Source organism: Haloglomus litoreum (genome assembly GCF_029338515.1).
Lineage (GTDB): Archaea > Halobacteriota > Halobacteria > Halobacteriales > Haloarculaceae > Haloglomus > Haloglomus litoreum.
Window position 1 is genome coordinate 3536238 of sequence record NZ_CP119988.1, and the last position, 15081, is coordinate 3551318.

Here is a 15081-nt window from a genome sequence, read left to right on the forward strand (position 1 = left end):
ATGCCGGAACCAGTCCGGCGTAGGAGCGAGACCGTGACTGATGACGACCTGGGGCGTGGCTACGACCGTACCTGGACGGTTCCGGTGGGCACCGCGAGCCGCTGGCGGTTCGGCTACTCCCACGAGAGCGGCACGGTCACACGATTCGCCCTCCAGCTGGAGTACTCGCTCGACGATGAGTGGGCCCCAGTCGTCCGGTACGACCACGATCGGGTCACCGACCACGGTGGGCACGACGTGACCGAGGAGGGAATCCATCTGGACGTGTACCGTGAGGCGAGAAACTCCGGCAGGAGTACATCGCACCCCCGATGCCGGCGGGCGTGGCCCTGGATTTCGCCGAAGACCACTTACGAGAGAACATGCAACGCTTCATCAGGAGGTTCGAAGAATGGCACGGAAACAGGAGCCGGTGACCGACGAGGAAATCGAGGCCGCGAAGCGAGAACTGCGCCGGGTGCAGGAGGAGGTTCGCGAGCAACTGGCGGCGGACCTTGGTGGCGACCCCGAGGACTACGACGCCAGCGCCTACTTCCACCGGCAGGCCGAGGACGGTGAGGGTGAGGCCGTGCCCGACGGCGGGGAGTGAATCGAAAATCGGCAGGTGTCCGCTGCCTGTATCGCAGGAACGTGTGGGTCAGTGGTGTTCTATCCTAGATTCTGTCAACCACTGGTGACGTTCACAGGCACATGCTGAATACAGAGCGCTAGTCGGTCACGAACGAGTGGTCGAAATCGACGGGTTGCGTCGTCCGATACAGAGAGAAGAGATATCGGGGGTCCGTTACAGCCACCCTGAGGGAAGCTCACCCTCATTATCCAGCAACGCTTCCAGGACTGGCCGAATCTCTTCGAAGTTCGAGCCTTTCGACACCTCCTTGGTCTCCTGATTCCAGTCGATGAACCCGTACCGTTCCAGTTTCGGGAGGTGGCTATGTTTCATCATGATGAGACGCTGGAGCGCTTCGGTCTCCGACTCCGAGGCGTCGACGACAACAGGGGCATCGTCCTGGGGGTTGTGATCCAGTAATGCCACCAGCAGCTTTCGGCGCTGCACGTCTGCAAGCGCATCCAGTATGTCGTCAAACGACAAGGTCTGAGAGACTGTTGCCATATATGCTATTGGCTTTCACCGCAGGTATATCTGTACGATTTTAACTCTGTATGATATTATTATTAAGTGGGGGAATCGGTACTGAAGTGACCGCTAAGCCGGGGAGTTCGACAGGAAAAGAGAACGAGTAGCACACCACCCACTGTTGCTGCATATAGCCTCTATATTCAGCAGACAACTTCTGATAGGTCCCTGGCAGATTGCGAAGTTGGGGCCGTACGCCGATGGTTCCGCCGTCGCCGGGTTCAAGACCGGTGGCCACGTCGGCTCTTCCAAGATGCGGCAACGGACGAGAACCGGTCGAACGCAGCCCTCGATATGACCCGAACCAAGATATTCGAGAAATGAACGCAACAACTGCTGAAAACCGCTAATATATGGTAGATTGGACGGAGAAGTACCGGCCCACGACGCTGTCGGAGGTCCGGGGCAACGACAAGGCCCGGGACGCCTTCCACGAGTGGGCCCGGTCGTGGGACGACCACGGCGAGGCGGTCATCATCTACGGCGCGCCCGGCGTGGGGAAGACCAGCGCCGCGCACGCGCTCGCGAACGACATGGGGTGGTCGGTGATGGAGCTGAACGCGTCGGACTCGCGGACCGCCGACAAGATCAAGCGCGTCGCGGGCGGCGCTGCGATGAACCAGTCGCTCACGACGAGCGGCCGCCAGCTCGTCATCCTCGACGAGGCCGACAACCTCCACCAGCACAAGGACCGCGGCGGGGCCCGCGCGATGACGGACCTCGTGAAGTCGGCGAATCAGCCCATCGTCCTCATCGCGAACGACTTCTACGAGATGTCCCGCGGGCTCCGGAGCGCCTGCCGGGACATCGAGTTCCGCGACGTGGGGAAACGCTCCATCCTCCCCGTCCTCCGGGACATCTGCCGGAAGGAGGGCATCGAGTACGAGGACGCCGCGCTGGACCGCATCGCGAGCACCAACGACGGCGACCTGCGCGGCGCCATCAAGGACCTGCAGGCCGCCGCGGAGGGGCGCGAGCGCATCACCGTCGACGACGTGTCCACGAGCGACCGCGACCGCACGCAGGACATCTTCTCGCTGCTCGACGCCGTGCTCAAGGAGCAGTCCCCGGAGGAGGCCCTGCAGACCGCCTACGACACGGACGAGACGCCCGACGACCTGCTCCAGTGGGTCGAGGACAAGGTGCCGAAGGTGTACGAGGGCGACGAGGTGGCCGACGCGTACGGCTACCTGGCGAAGGCGGACCGCTGGCTCGGGCGCGTGCGTGCGACACAGAACTACACGTACTGGCGCTACGCGACCGACAACATCGCCGCCGGCGTCGCGGCCGCACGCACGCGCGACCGCGGCGGCTGGACGCGCTACGGCGGCGCGCCGTACCGCTCGTACCGGGACTCGACGCGGGACTACATCGCCGAGCGCATCGCCGAGTCCGCCGGGGTGTCGACGGCGACGGCTCGGCGGGAGATCATGCCGTTCCTCGCGGTGATGACCCACCACTGCAAGAACCGGGAACTGACGGTGCTGATGGCCGCGCGCTACGAACTGGACGCCGACCACGTCTCCTTCATCACGGGTAGCGGCGCGTCGACGAACAAGGTGCAGGACATCGTCGCCGACGCCGAGGAACTGCGCGAACAGGAGGCGGTGGACCATTCCGGTGGCGCGTTCGCGGGTGGCGTGGCCGGAGAGTCGGAGGTTGAGGGGGAAGACGGGGACGATGGCGGCGAGGGCGAGGAGGAGGAGGTCGCGCAGGCGACGCTCGGTGGGGGCGACGAGTCAGGTGGTGATGAGGAGGAGGGCCGCGAGGCCGACGCGGAGGCCGCCGAGGAGGACGACCAGCAGTCCGGGCTGAGTGATTTCATGTAGGGATTGCTCGTTCGGTTTGAAAGCCGTATTTTAGCGTAGAATAATCTTGATATATAATTTCTGTCGATTTTCCATGTATTATGTGCACTTCTAGCGGATTCTTCGGGCGACAGCAACGACAAGAAGGACATCTACGAAGCCCTCGCACTCTCGACCCGCCGCGACTCGCTGCGCTCCTCGGTCGCTCCGCTCCCTGCGGTGCTTGCGTCGTCGGGGCGGGGTCGAGAGCGCTCGCCCTTCGAGTCCGCCAGGGGCTGTGTTTCGAGTCGAGCGACGCGCATGGTGGTTCCAGCGGAGCGCTGGTGCCCCCACACCTCCCCGCGCGAGCGCCGAGTGTCGGCGAACACGCTCGCGTTGCTCGCGGTTCGCCACGGGTGGCGCTCGCGCGCTTCCTGTCCACGGAACCGGCTGGCCGAGCAACCGCTCGTCGGCCGGGAGCGCGTGGCCGTAGCGGCTTGCCCGCGAGGCCCGCGCGACCTGGGGAAGGGCAGGGTCGCTGCTCCGTGACACGGTCAATGCCCTGGTGGACTCGAAGGGCGAGGCCGCTCCGTGGTGCCCCGGCGACGGCGAGGCCGAAGGCCGAGCAACGGAAGACGCAGCCCGCGCAGCGAAGCGAGCAGGAACGTCTTCCGGCACAAGCACCGCAGCGGAGGGAGCGGAGCGACCGGAGCGAGGAGCGCAGCGAGCCGCGGCCCCGGAGCGGCCGAGGGCTTCGTACAGGGGCCCGTTGTCCTGCCCGCCATCCCAGTTGCCGAGAGATTCGGAGACGGTTGTCTGGCCGGTGTTGTCGTTCCAGAGATGGATAATCCCGTAGAAGCCGTACTATCCCACGAACGGGTTGCCGTAGACCAGCACGTACAGGCCCCCCATCGTGATCACCATCCCGGCCAGCGAGTTGATGATGGGATACCACCAGTAGGCCTCGTCCACGTCCACGCGGGCGAAGGTGATGCCGAAGACGAGCAGCGGGTAGAGCATCAGGACCACCGTGAAGAACGGGTGGACGTAGACGAACGCCACGGCAGCGAGCAGCCACATCCCGGCGCAGTAGAGGAAGGTGTTGAACCGGCCGAGGTAGGTCGCCGTCGTCTCGATACCGGCGGCGCGGTCCGGTTCGATATCCGGGATCGCGGAGAACGTGTGCATCCCCATCGTCCAGAGCCAGCCGCCGACGATGGCGCCCAGCGGGGGCAGTTGCCCCGAGAGCGCCGTGTACGCGATGACGCCGGGGAGGATGTAGAGCCCGTTCGAGAGCGAGTCGAGGAACGGCGTGGTCTTGAAGCGCAGCGGCGGCGCGGAGTACTCGGTGGCGAGGAAGCCGAAGACGGCGAGCGTCGCGACCGCAGCGAGCGGGAGGAACGGCACGAACGCGAGGCCGAGCAGCCCCGAGACGACGACGGCCGCCACGACGAGCCGGGACCCCTGGTATCGCACCTCCCGGCCCTCCTTCTTCGGGTTCTCGGCATCGATGTCGGCGTCGAAGATGTCGTTGACGCCGTAGAGGAAGACGTTCGCGGGGAGCAGGAAGTACGCGAACAGCGCGAGCGCGAGCGGGGTGAACAGCTCCCCGACAGAGGTGGCGGCGTACGCGACGCCGACCACCACGGGGCCCGCGAGATACAGCCAGAACCGGGGCCGCGAGAGCCGCAGCAGATAGCCGACGGCGGTGTCCTCCGGCGGCAGCACGCGCTCCAGGGCGAACGATTCCTGCTCGGTCATGTTATCGCTCGGGTGCGCTCCCCGCGAGGTCCTCGATGACGCAGTCCGCCGTGTGCTGGCCGCTCACCAGGCACATCGGGACGCCGATGCCGGGCGTGGTGTACGACCCGGTGAAGTAGAGCCCGTCGACCTCCTTCGAGCGGTGCGGCGGCCGGAGGAAGGCGGTCTGGCGGAGGGTGTGGGCCATCCCGAGCGCGGTGCCCTGCATGGAGTTGTAGCGGTCGGCGAACTCCGAGACGGAGAACGACTCCTCGAAGACGATGCGGTCGCGCAGGTCGACGCCCGTGTTCTCGGCGAGGTCGTCGAGGACGAGTTCGCGGTACTGCTCTCTCGTTTCGGGGCCGTCCTCCAGGTCCGGCGCGATGGGGACGAGGACGAACAGGTTGCTGTGGCCCTCGGGGGCGACCGAGGGGTCCGTCTCCGAGGGGACACAGACGTAGTACGCGGGGTCGTCGGGCCACGACGGGTCGTCGAAGATGGTCTCGAAGTGCTCGTCCCAGTCCGTCGGCAGGACGAGCGTGTGGTGCTCCAGCGGGTCCACGTCGCCCTCGACGCCCATGTACAGCAGGAACGCCGACGGCGCGTACGTCCGGGAGTCCCAGTAGTCCGCGTCGTAGCCCCGCTCGTGTGCGGGCAGGAGTTCCTGCTCGGTGTGGGCGTAGTCGGCGTCGCTGACGACGTGGTCGAACGACTCGCGGCGTTCGGTCGCGGCGTCCGTGGCCGCGGTCCCGCCGTCGGGCGTGGCCTCGACCGTGTCGTCGTCGTCGACGCTGGTCTCGGCGTCACTCCCGCTCTCGGTTCGCGTGGGGAGGCCCGTATCCGCGGCCTCCCCGACGACGAGTTCGAAGCCCTCGCGCCGGGTGATGATCTCCTCGACCGGCGCGCCCGTCTCGTACTCGACACCCAGCTCACCGCCGAGTTCGACGAGCGCGTCGACGACGGCCCCGATACCGCCGTCGGGGTAGTAGACGCCGAGGTTGAAGTCGACGTGGCTCATGATGTTGTAGAGCGCGGGCGTGTTCTGCGGCGCGCCCCCGAGGAACACCAGCGTGTACTGCATGATCTGCTGGAGTTTGGGGTGGTCGAAGTAGTTCGAGACGTAGCCGTCCATCGTCCCGAGGAGCTTCAGCCCGACGGGGGCCGCCTTCATCACGTCGAGGTCCACGAAGTCCCGGAGCGAGGAGCGGTCCTCGTAGACGAAGTGCTCCATCGCCGTCTCGTAGTGGTACTCGGAGGTGTCGAGGTAGTCGTGGAAGGTCTCGCCCGCGCCGGGCGCGTAGGACTCGAATGTCTCGGCGTTGGCGTCGCGGTCGGCGACCATGTCGACGCTGTCGCCGTCCTTGAAGAAGATGCGGTAGTGCGGGTCGAGGCGCGTCAGCGAGTAGTAGTCGTCGGGCGCACGGCCGAAGTGGCCGAAGAACCGCTCGAACACGTCGGGCATCAGGTACCAGGACGGTCCCATGTCGAACTTGAAGCCCTCCGCCTCCAGCCGGGAGGCCCGGCCCCCGAGCTGCTCGTTCTTCTCGAGAACGGTCACGTCCGCGCCCGCGTCCGCGAGGTAACAGGCCGTCGAGAGGCCACCGAATCCGGAACCGATCACGGCGATGCGTTCGCCGTCGAGCCCTTGCATACGTCCACAGAGGGCTGGCGCGGGCTAAAGTCGTCCGGTCGGGGCGGTTCCCGTGGGGGAGCCATGGGACGGTCGGCGTCGCGCCCGGCAGCGGAGTTTTGTCGGCCCCGCCGCTACGCGGTCCCGTGTCCCCCCGTACGCACCTGACGAGCGCGGACGACGTGCCCGAACAGGGCGGCTGGCTGTTCACCGTCGAGGAGCCGAACGGCTCGCTGCAGGAGGTCTTTCTCGTCCGCCTCGACGACGGCATCGCGGCGTGGAAGAACTACTGCCAGCACGAGACGGACCAGGAACTCTATCGCGAGGAGATCGGCGCCGTGGTGCGCGACGGCGGCATCGTCTGTCCGAAACACGGCTCCGTCTTCGACGCCGTGACCGGGGACTGCGAGAACGGCCCGGCCGCCGGGTCGACGCTGGCCGAGGTCGCGGTGACCGTCGAACTCGGCGAGGTGTACCTCACCGACGACGACGTCGAATTCAGTCACGCCGGGCCCGCGAGTGCCGGCGACGACGACGATGACGACGACACTCCGGGGTCGACCTCCCACCTGCGGTTCTGACGACGGAACCCCCATACTGCCGGCGGGCGTACCCGGACTATGAGCGACCAGCGACGGCGACGGGTCCGCGAGGCGTGGGACGCGGTGGCCGACGACTACGCGCGGGTGCGCAACCCCGATGGCCCGGACACCGCCCTGCTGGACGAACTCGTCGCCGACCTGCCCGACGACGCGACCGTCCTCGACGTGGGCTGTGGCGACGGCGCGCGGACGCTGGCGAACCTGCCCGCCGGCACCGTGGGGCTGGATTTCTCCCGCGTGCAACTGGAACTGGCCCGCGACCGGATTCCCGGCGCTCCCCTCCTGCAGGCCGACATGACGGCGCTCCCCGTCGCGGACGACAGCGTCGACGCCGTGACGGCCTACCACTCCGTCTTCCACGTCCCGCGGGAGGAGCACCCGGGCGTCTATCGGGAGTTCGCGCGGGTCCTGCGTCCGGGCGGGCGCGTCCTCCTGACCGTGGGCCGCGGGAGCGGGAGTTCGACGGCGAGCGACTGGCTCCGAAGCGGCCACCCGATGTTCTGGTCGACGCCCGGCCGCGCGACGACCCTGGACCAGCTCCGGGAGGCGGGCTTCGAGGTGGTCTGGGAGCGCCTCGTCGACGACCCGCTCGGGAGCGAGGCGCTGTTCGTGCTGGCCGAGCTGTCCCGGTAGACATCGGCTGCCAGGCTAGCACGGCACCTGCTGGATTCATGCCCTCACCGCGCGTACTGACGAGCATCTCCGGCTGTCCACCCCGGCCACGAGCCGGTCGGCCGTCCGGTAACGAACCATGACCACAGATGCCATCTCTGCAATCCGCCGAGTCGACTCCCCGGACGGGCCCGCCAGCGACGTGACCGACCGCAGGACCCCCCGTGGTGCGCGTGCCATCGCCCGCGCCGCCCTGGTCGCCGCCGGCCTGACCCTCCTCGGCCTCGTCGCCGGCACCGTTCTCGGCCTCGTGCCCGTCCTCGTCGAGTTCCTCCTGACGGGCGAGGCGGTGTTCGCGCCGCCCACGCTCCTCGCCAGCACGGTCCTCACGATGGGCGGCTACGCCGCCGTCGGACTCTGGTTCGCCCGGCGGTACGGGGTCGCCCTCCCTGCCCGCGTCCCCACCCGGCGCGACGTGGGCTGGGTCGCTGGCGGAACGCTCCTGGCACTGGTCGGCGTGACCACCAGCCTGGTCGTGCTGTCGAGCCTCGGAATCGAGGCGGCACCGAACGCCATCGGCGGCTTCGGCGAGGCGATGCCCGTCCTCTTCCTCGCGCTGGCGGCGCTCTCGGTCGTCGCCATCGGCCCCGCGGAGGAGATCCTGTTCCGCGGTGCCGTCCAGGGGCGACTCCGTGCGACGGTCGGCCCGACCGGCGCCGTCCTCGGGGCGGGCGCGCTGTTCGCCAGTATCCACGCGTTCGCCGTCGTCGGCACGCTCGGCGCGACGCTGACGACCGTCGCGGTCATCTTCGTCCTCTCGCTGGTCCTGGGCGTGGCCTACGAGCGCACCCGGAACATCGTCGTCCCGGCGCTGCTGCACGGGTTCTACAACGCGACGCTGTTCGTGGCTGCGTACGTCGGTACCACGGGAATCTGAGCCCCGGGCGGCGACCCATCGAGACCGTTCAATGCGGTTTAATGGCACATTTTTCGCCAGTCCGGAGACTGTACTTAGGATAGTTCCACACGATAGGAGGGTATGAACAATCACTCATGGACCCACCGCGCGGCGTCCCGACAGGACGACGAGCGGGCGGTCTCCCCGGTCATCGGCACCGTGCTCCTCGTCGCGCTCACCGTGCTGCTGGCGGTCGCCGTCTCGACCACCGCACTCGGCGTGGGGACCCTCGCCGACCCCACGCCCTCGGCACGCTTCTCGTTCGCGTACGAGGAGGGAGTCGGGCTAGTCGTCACGCACGAGGGCGGCCGCGCCATCGACGCGGAGTACCTCGCCGTGGTCGGCGAGGACCCGGACGGCGTCGCGGGCTTCGGGCCCTGGGCCGGCACCGGCAGCGTCGGCGCCGGGGACAGCACCGTCGTCACCGGTGTCGACGGGAACGAGATCGTGCGCGTGGTCTGGAGCGAGGATCGCCGGTCGAGCGTGCTCGCCGCGACCACACTCGCGTTCAAGGGGGCCTTCGCGTACGAACTGACCGACGGTGCGGTCATGATGGAGGCCGAGAGGGCCACCGCCCGGTACGAGGGTACTGGAGTTGCAGTCGGCCACACCTGGGCGAACGAGTCCCGCGGGGACGCCAGCGACGGCCACCGGCTGATCGCCCTGCCGAAGGGCGACAAGAGGACGCGCGTGAGCACGGATTCCGACCGAAACGGGCCGGGCTCGGACGCCGATATCGCCGCCGGCCCCCGCGCCGACTACCGCATCGCGTTCGACCGGGACGACATCGACGCCGCCACGGACGGCACGTTCTACGTCTGGGTCCGGATGGACGGCAGCGCGACGAACGGACGGGACCACAACTACCACGACTCCGTCCACGTCGGCCTCGACGGTGTGGTCGTCAGCGGGGAAGCCCTCGAGAGCCGCGAGCGCAACTACGGCGTGAGCTCCTACGAGTCGGACCGCCAGAACTGGCGGTGGGTGGGCTGGGTCACCGAGTCCAAATCGAACCGAGTCACCGTCACCGTCGATTCGCCGGGCGTCCACACCCTCAACGTCTGGATGCGGGAGGCCGGGACCGAGATCGACCAGGTCTACGTCACCGCGGACCCGAACGACCGCCCGTAGCCGGCGGGGGAGGAACGCTTTTGCCTCCGTGCCCGGATTCAGCATCGATGGGCGACGGACGGACGCGGCGACGGCTGCTCATCGCCTGCGGCGCCTGTCTCGCGGCGACCGCCGGCTGCGGGGCCCGCCGCGAGCCGACGCCGACCCTGACGCCCGCGTCGGTCCCCGAGCCAGTCGTCGTCGAGGTCGGCCCCGACGGCGCGTTCGCCTTCCGTCCCGGGACCGACGAGCCGTTGCGCGTCCCGCCAGGCACGACCGTCCGGTTCGTCTGGCGCTCGGACAACCACAGCGTCAACGTCGTCGACCAGCCGGACGGGGGCTCCTGGGGTGGCACGCCGGGGCCGAACTCGGCGACCTACGACGAGGGCTACGTCCACGAGCACACGTTCGAGGTGCCCGGGCGGTACCTGTACGAGTGCTTCGCGCACACGCCGGTCGGGACGGGCGAGGTGCGGGTCGTCGAAGGATGAGCCCGGACACCCCCACACGGCCACCGCCCACCGCTCCCCACCGTTCCGTACCGTTTATACCGGCGCGACCGGAACGGCCGAGCATGGCGCGAGAGCAGACCGAGGTCCGCGATCTGCAGGAGGGGAACTACGTGATGATCAACGACGTCCCCTCGAAGATCACCTCGTACAGCACGTCCAAGCCCGGCAAGCACGGCAGCGCGAAGGCCCGTGTCGAGGGCACCGGTGTCTTCGACAGCCAGAAGCGCAACTTCACCCAGCCCGTCGACGCGAAGGTGTGGGTCCCCATCATCGAGCGCAAGCAGGGCCAGGTCGTCTCCACCTCGGACGGCGAGATGCAGGTGATGGACCTCGAGACCTACGAGACCATCACGATGCGTATCCCCGGCAGCGAGGACATCACGGCCGACGACGAGATCGAGTACCTCGAGTACGAGGGCAACCGGAAGCTCGTCTGAGCCGCTGGCCGCTCCTCTCCTGATGTCACCGTTCCCCGGCGCGAATGCGGCCCGTTCCGACGCCGCGTACGTCCTCGTCGGGGCACCGCTGGACCGCTCCACCTCCTTCCGGCCCGGCACCCGCTTCGGTCCCGACCAGGTCCGGCGCTACGCCCGGGGGTTCGAGGACTACGACCACCACACCGACACGGGGTTCAGCGACTGCGAGGTCCACGACGCCGGCGACATCGAGCCGTGGGCCGACGCCGACGACTACCTCGACTTCCTCGCCGACCAGCTACGGGACGCCCGGGACGATGCGACGCCGCTCCTCGTCGGCGGCGAGCACACCGTCTCCATCGCGGGCGTCCGTGCCATCGAGCCGGATGTCTTCGTCTGTCTGGACGCGCATCTGGACCTCCGCGAGGAACTCGGCGGGGATCCGCTCTCGCACAGCACCGTCACCCGGCACGCCCTGGAGGTCACGGACCGGGCGGTCGTGCTGGGCGCGCGAGCGGGCAGCGAGGCCGAGTGGGCGCGTGCGAGCGAGGCCGACGTGGAGGTCGTCCCACCCGAATCGGTGCCCGGCTGGTCGGCCGAGTTCGACGGCGACGAGTCGGTCTACCTCAGCGTCGACATCGACGCCGCCGACCCCTCGGTCGCCCCGGGGACGGGCACGCCGGAACCGTTCGGCCTGTCGAGTCGCGAGATGCGCGACGTGGTCCGGGACGTGGCGCCCCACGCTCGCGGCTTCGACGTGGTGGAGGTGAACGACCGCGACGACGGGCAGGCCGCGGTGCTGGGGGCGAAACTGCTCCGGGCGTTCGTGTTCGCACACGTAGACGGGCGGTGAACCCGCTCGGACTCGGCAGCGCTATCCAATAACCAACCCAATAATCGAGTTACTGCAATTACTCCCCACCTAACAACCCGATATATTCTATACTGAGCATTCAGTCAGCCAAATGGCTTATCCCGGAACGGACACAGGCCGGCACGCATGAAGCGACGGACGTACCTCGCGGCCGCCGGTGCGGCCGCCCTCGCCGGCCTGTCGGGCTGCAAGGGGGCGGTCGCGCAGGGGACCGGGCGGCACCTGCTGGGCCCCGACACGGACGAGCGGCGGGTGACCCTCGCCGAGGTGGACGACGTGCCGGACGAGCACGAGGTCCGGATGGAGGTCGAGATGCTCGAGACGGTCGCGAACGCCGACCACCCGCCCCGACTGACGGTCACGACGACGAACGAGGGCCCGGAGCAGGCCATCTCGGGCGGGTCGGACATGTGCCACCTCTTCAACCGCTCCAGGGCCGGGAGCGACGACCCCGAGGGGCTGTGGCTCTACCGTGCGGACGACGCCGACGACATCGACCGCCGTGGAGGGCGATGGGTGCCCGACCGCACGGGCAGGCGTGCCTACGCAATGTACGGCTGTTCCCGGCGATTGTTCGCCGCCGACGAGTCGCTCACCAACGAGTACGAGGTCTGGGATGACTACCGGAACCGGGGCTACTTCCCGCCCGGGACGTACCGCTGGGCCGAGCGAGTCGAGGTGCTTGACGACCCCCGTTCGGACGCCGACACGGACCCAGCCACGTTCACCTGGGGCTTCTCGCTCTCGGTCGAGGTTCCCGAGTAGTCAGCCATCGCTCGCCTCGACGACCGCTCTGAACACCGGCAGCGCCCGCTTCGCGGCGACGCCCGACTCCAGGAAGAGGAGCGTCCGCGGTGGGTCGGTGGCCTTCGGCCGGACGCGCAGCCCCGAACTATCCTCGGCAGCGGCCTCCTGCCCCGCGTCGGCCGCGGCGTCGGGCGCCAGCCGGAACTCCACGCGCGCCCGGTCTGTGTGGACGTACACGTCCGCGAGTCGCTCGACCGCGTCACGCGTCTCCACGTCGGGGTTCCGGCGGTCGGCCCGTTCACCCGGCGGGAGCAGGGCGATGCCGTAGGCGAACTCGCCGTGTTCGCTCCCCTGGACGTCCCGTACGTCCGTCACCGCCAGTCGGCCCAGGGCGCCGCGCTCGTGGCCGCGCACCTCCGCAGCCAGCAACTGCGCGATGCGCCGGCCGTCCACCACGCGCTCGTCGACCACTACAGCTCCTCCCGGGCGCGCTCGGCGAGGCCCGCCACGTCCGCGCCTCGCTTGTGGGCGTACAGGATGGCGGCGCCGTCCATCGTCAGGCCTCGGTCGGCCTTCAGCCGGTTCATCGCCGCGACGGCCTCCTGCTTCTCGACGCCCTCGCCCGCGAGCGCCGAGAGGACGCGGTCGAACGTCGAGCGCTCCTGCAGCAGCGACTCGTCGGGCCGGAACTCCTCGGGGACCTCTACCGTGGCGGGGTCGAACTGCGCGACGAGACGGTTCTCCTCGCGGGTCAGCAGCCCCTCGCCCACGCCGATGTCCGCGAGGCGGCGGGCCTGGTCCGGCGTGAACCACTCCCAGTCGAGCGAGAGCTTCTTGACGAACGTCCCCTCCGGGAGTTCGGTGGTCCCCTCGCGCTGGAACGGGGCCCCGATGGCGACGCGCAGGCTCATGCAGGCGTCGTCTTCGGCGGTCGTCATATATCGGTCGGTGGCGCGTCGACCCCGGGCGGTCTCATCCCGTCAGGGCGGCGAACACGCGCTCCTCGATGCGGCGCAGGTGCTTGCCGACGGCGGACGACGACAGATCGAGCGCCGCGGCGATGTCCTCGTGGGTCGCCTCGCGGGGGTCCCGGTAGTAGCCGAGGTCGACGGCCGCGGACAGGATCTCCTGCTGGCGGGTGGTGAGCGTCCGTGCCAGCCGGTCGGCGTCGGGGGTGTACTCGCCGGTTTCGACGACCTCGACGTCGACCGCCTCCAGGTCGCCCGCCGACGCGTACAGCCGCCGGAACGCCTCGTCGTCGCCGATGAGGGTCATCTCCTGGCTCCCGTCCCGCTGGAACTGCAGCGGCGTCTCGACGACGACGTCGTGGCGCTGCTGCCACTCCAGTATCCGCCGGACGGGCTCGTTCACCTCGAACTGGCTGACGGCCATCCAGCGGTCCTCCCCGGAGACCATGTAGTCGCGGACGGTCGGCTCGGACGCCATGATCTCCTCGTACCGGTCGCGGTCGCCGCTCCCCTCCGCGAGCAACAGGAGCGTCCCGTCGTCGAGGAGTTCGAAGTGGTGGACGGCCTCGCGCTGGAGGGAGGGCTCCTCCGTCAGTCGCACCCCGAGCGGGTGGAACGCCGTCCCCTGTTCCGGGACCAGCCGGACCGTCAGGTACCGCATAGCGCCATCTAGCCAGGTGCGTGACTTAAAGCAGTGTGGATGACCTCCACCAGGACGTCGTCCCGCCCGTGCGTACCCCGTCCCATGAAGACGGACCCTCCACCGACCGACCCGCCGGCGGGCTGGACCGCATCGACCCGCGCTTCCGGTGGGACAGAGGCCCCGGCCATCGCGATCGTCGGTGGCGGTATCTGCGGCCTCACCACCGCCCTCGCGCTCGAACGGCGGGGTCGCTCCCCGACGGTGTACGAGGCCGCCGATGCGTACGGGCCCGTCGGGGCCGGCATCCTCCTGCAGACGAACGCGATGCTCGTCCTCGACCGGCTCGGTGTCGCCGAGCGTGTCCGCGAGGCCGGCGTCGCACTCGACGGCGGCGGGCTCCGGGCCCCCGGCGGGGAGTTCATGACACGGTTCGACCTGGACGACCTCGAACGCCGCGAGTTCGGGTACGGGTTCGTCGCCGTCCACCGGGCCGACCTGCTGGACATCCTCCGCTCGGCGCTCGAGACCGAGGTCCGAACGGGGAAGGACTGCGTGGACGTGGTCGGCACCGACCCGCCGACCGTCCACTTCGACGACGGGAGTACGGCTACTCCGGACCTGCTGGTCGGGGCGGACGGCATCGACTCGACCGTCCGCGACGCCGTCGCACCCGAGGTCACCCCGCGCCCGCTCGATGCCGTCGCCTACCGGGCGCTGGTCGATCTCGACATCCCCGACCCGTACCGGACCCGTGGCTTCGAGGTCTGGGACTACGGCACCTACACCGGCGGCTCACCCGTCGACGAGGACCGCTTCTACTGGTTCGCGACGGCGCCGGAGCCCCTCACCGACGGCGCAGCGAGCCCCGAGGCGACGGAGGCAGCACTCCGTGACCGCCTGGGCGACGCTCCCGAACCCCTTCCTGCCGTCCTCGACGGACTGGACCCGGCCGACCTCGTCGTGACGGACCTCCGTGACCTCCCGGCACTCGATTCCTGGTCGCGCGACCGCGTCGTCCTCGCCGGCGACGCCGCCCACGCGATGCTCCCGTTCGCGGGGCAGGGGGCCGCCCAGGCGATCGAGGACGGACTGGCGCTGGCCGACGCACTCGCCGGCCACACCGACCACGGGCGCGCGTTCGCGGCCTACGAAGGGGAGCGCAGGCCCCGGGCGGACCGGGTCCGGAGCGAGTCCCGGCGGCTCGGCCGCCTCGGCACGATACAGTCGCGGCTGGGCTGTCGGCTCCGGAACGGGCTCCTCGATGCCGTCCCCGACGGGCTGGTTCGCCGGTTCCGCCGCCGTCGAGCCGCGAACACCTCGCTCCCGACGCCATCGTGATGACCT

General features: G+C 69.1%; 17 protein-coding genes and 1 pseudogene. 12 read left to right on the top strand and 6 right to left on the bottom strand.

Annotated features, from left to right (window positions below):
- Together P2T62_RS23470 and P2T62_RS17785 are read left to right on the top strand one after the other, a co-directional pair.
- Window positions 1-416 (top strand): annotated as a pseudogene (locus tag P2T62_RS23470) (DUF7718 family protein).
- Window positions 392-589 carry a hypothetical protein gene (locus P2T62_RS17785; protein ID WP_276258358.1) on the top strand — a complete coding sequence of 66 codons (198 nt, stop codon included), beginning with the start codon at window positions 392-394 and terminating at the stop codon, window positions 587-589. Before P2T62_RS23470 ends, P2T62_RS17785 begins: the two are co-directional and overlap by 25 nt.
- Window positions 590-784: 195 nt before the next feature.
- Here the strand turns inward: P2T62_RS17785 and P2T62_RS17790 are convergent, their stop codons facing one another.
- Window positions 785-1114: a transcriptional regulator gene (locus tag P2T62_RS17790; protein WP_276258359.1), complete on the bottom strand. Its 330-nt coding sequence runs from the start codon at window positions 1112-1114 to the stop codon at window positions 785-787.
- Window positions 1115-1491: 377 nt separating this feature from the next.
- On the opposite strand from P2T62_RS17790, the gene P2T62_RS17795 reads away from it, so the two are divergent.
- A complete protein-coding gene (locus P2T62_RS17795) occupies window positions 1492-2967 on the top strand; it encodes a replication factor C large subunit (protein ID WP_276258360.1) in 1476 nt (491 codons plus the stop codon).
- Between the two features lie 822 nt (window positions 2968-3789).
- Here P2T62_RS17795 and P2T62_RS17800 read toward each other — a convergent pair.
- Window positions 3790-4686 carry a prenyltransferase gene (locus P2T62_RS17800; protein WP_276258361.1) on the bottom strand — a complete coding sequence of 299 codons (897 nt, stop codon included), beginning with the start codon at window positions 4684-4686 and terminating at the stop codon, window positions 3790-3792.
- Window position 4687: 1 nt separating this feature from the next.
- Complete coding sequence (locus P2T62_RS17805) at window positions 4688-6316, bottom strand: phytoene desaturase family protein (RefSeq protein WP_276258362.1); 1629 nt, start codon at window positions 6314-6316, stop codon at window positions 4688-4690.
- Window positions 6317-6441: 125 nt separating this feature from the next.
- On the opposite strand from P2T62_RS17805, the gene P2T62_RS17810 reads away from it, so the two are divergent.
- From P2T62_RS17810 to P2T62_RS17845, 8 genes are all read left to right on the top strand, one after another.
- Window positions 6442-6876 carry a Rieske (2Fe-2S) protein gene (locus P2T62_RS17810; protein ID WP_276258363.1) on the top strand — a complete coding sequence of 145 codons (435 nt, stop codon included), beginning with the start codon at window positions 6442-6444 and terminating at the stop codon, window positions 6874-6876.
- 39 nt (window positions 6877-6915) lie between these two features.
- Window positions 6916-7530: a class I SAM-dependent methyltransferase gene (locus tag P2T62_RS17815; RefSeq protein ID WP_276258364.1), complete on the top strand. Its 615-nt coding sequence runs from the start codon at window positions 6916-6918 to the stop codon at window positions 7528-7530.
- Window positions 7531-7648: 118 nt separating this feature from the next.
- Window positions 7649-8446 carry a CPBP family intramembrane glutamic endopeptidase gene (locus P2T62_RS17820; RefSeq protein WP_276258365.1) on the top strand — a complete coding sequence of 266 codons (798 nt, stop codon included), beginning with the start codon at window positions 7649-7651 and terminating at the stop codon, window positions 8444-8446.
- Between the two features lie 102 nt (window positions 8447-8548).
- Window positions 8549-9598, top strand: coding sequence for a type IV pilin domain-containing protein (locus P2T62_RS17825; protein ID WP_276258366.1), 1050 nt, complete (start codon window positions 8549-8551; stop codon window positions 9596-9598).
- 47 nt (window positions 9599-9645) lie between these two features.
- Entirely contained in the window at window positions 9646-10068 is a 423-nt protein-coding gene (locus tag P2T62_RS17830) for a cupredoxin domain-containing protein (protein WP_276258367.1), read from the top strand.
- Between the two features lie 83 nt (window positions 10069-10151).
- On the top strand, window positions 10152-10526 hold the full coding sequence (locus P2T62_RS17835) for a translation initiation factor IF-5A (RefSeq protein WP_276258368.1): 375 nt from the start codon (window positions 10152-10154) through the stop codon (window positions 10524-10526).
- A 22-nt stretch (window positions 10527-10548) separates the two neighbouring features.
- Window positions 10549-11358, top strand: coding sequence for an arginase family protein (locus P2T62_RS17840; protein ID WP_276258369.1), 810 nt, complete (start codon window positions 10549-10551; stop codon window positions 11356-11358).
- A gap of 147 nt (window positions 11359-11505) precedes the next feature.
- On the top strand, window positions 11506-12144 hold the full coding sequence (locus P2T62_RS17845; RefSeq protein WP_276258370.1) for a hypothetical protein: 639 nt from the start codon (window positions 11506-11508) through the stop codon (window positions 12142-12144).
- On the opposite strand, the gene P2T62_RS17850 is transcribed toward P2T62_RS17845, so the two are convergent.
- The 3 genes from P2T62_RS17850 to P2T62_RS17860 all read right to left on the bottom strand — a co-directional run bounded on the left by P2T62_RS17850 (window position 12145) and on the right by P2T62_RS17860 (window position 13755).
- Window positions 12145-12597, bottom strand: coding sequence for a DUF7993 family protein (locus tag P2T62_RS17850; protein WP_276258371.1), 453 nt, complete (start codon window positions 12595-12597; stop codon window positions 12145-12147).
- Complete coding sequence (locus P2T62_RS17855) at window positions 12597-13037, bottom strand: DUF2240 family protein (protein WP_276258372.1); 441 nt, start codon at window positions 13035-13037, stop codon at window positions 12597-12599. The genes P2T62_RS17850 and P2T62_RS17855 overlap by 1 nt, the downstream gene beginning before the upstream one ends.
- A 61-nt stretch (window positions 13038-13098) precedes the next feature.
- Window positions 13099-13755, bottom strand: coding sequence for a helix-turn-helix domain-containing protein (locus P2T62_RS17860; protein ID WP_276258373.1), 657 nt, complete (start codon window positions 13753-13755; stop codon window positions 13099-13101).
- 84 nt (window positions 13756-13839) lie between these two features.
- Here P2T62_RS17860 and P2T62_RS17865 point away from each other — a divergent pair, with 84 nt between their 5' ends.
- On the top strand, window positions 13840-15075 hold the full coding sequence (locus P2T62_RS17865; RefSeq protein ID WP_276258374.1) for an FAD-dependent monooxygenase: 1236 nt from the start codon (window positions 13840-13842) through the stop codon (window positions 15073-15075).
- Window positions 15076-15081 lie beyond the last annotated feature (6 nt).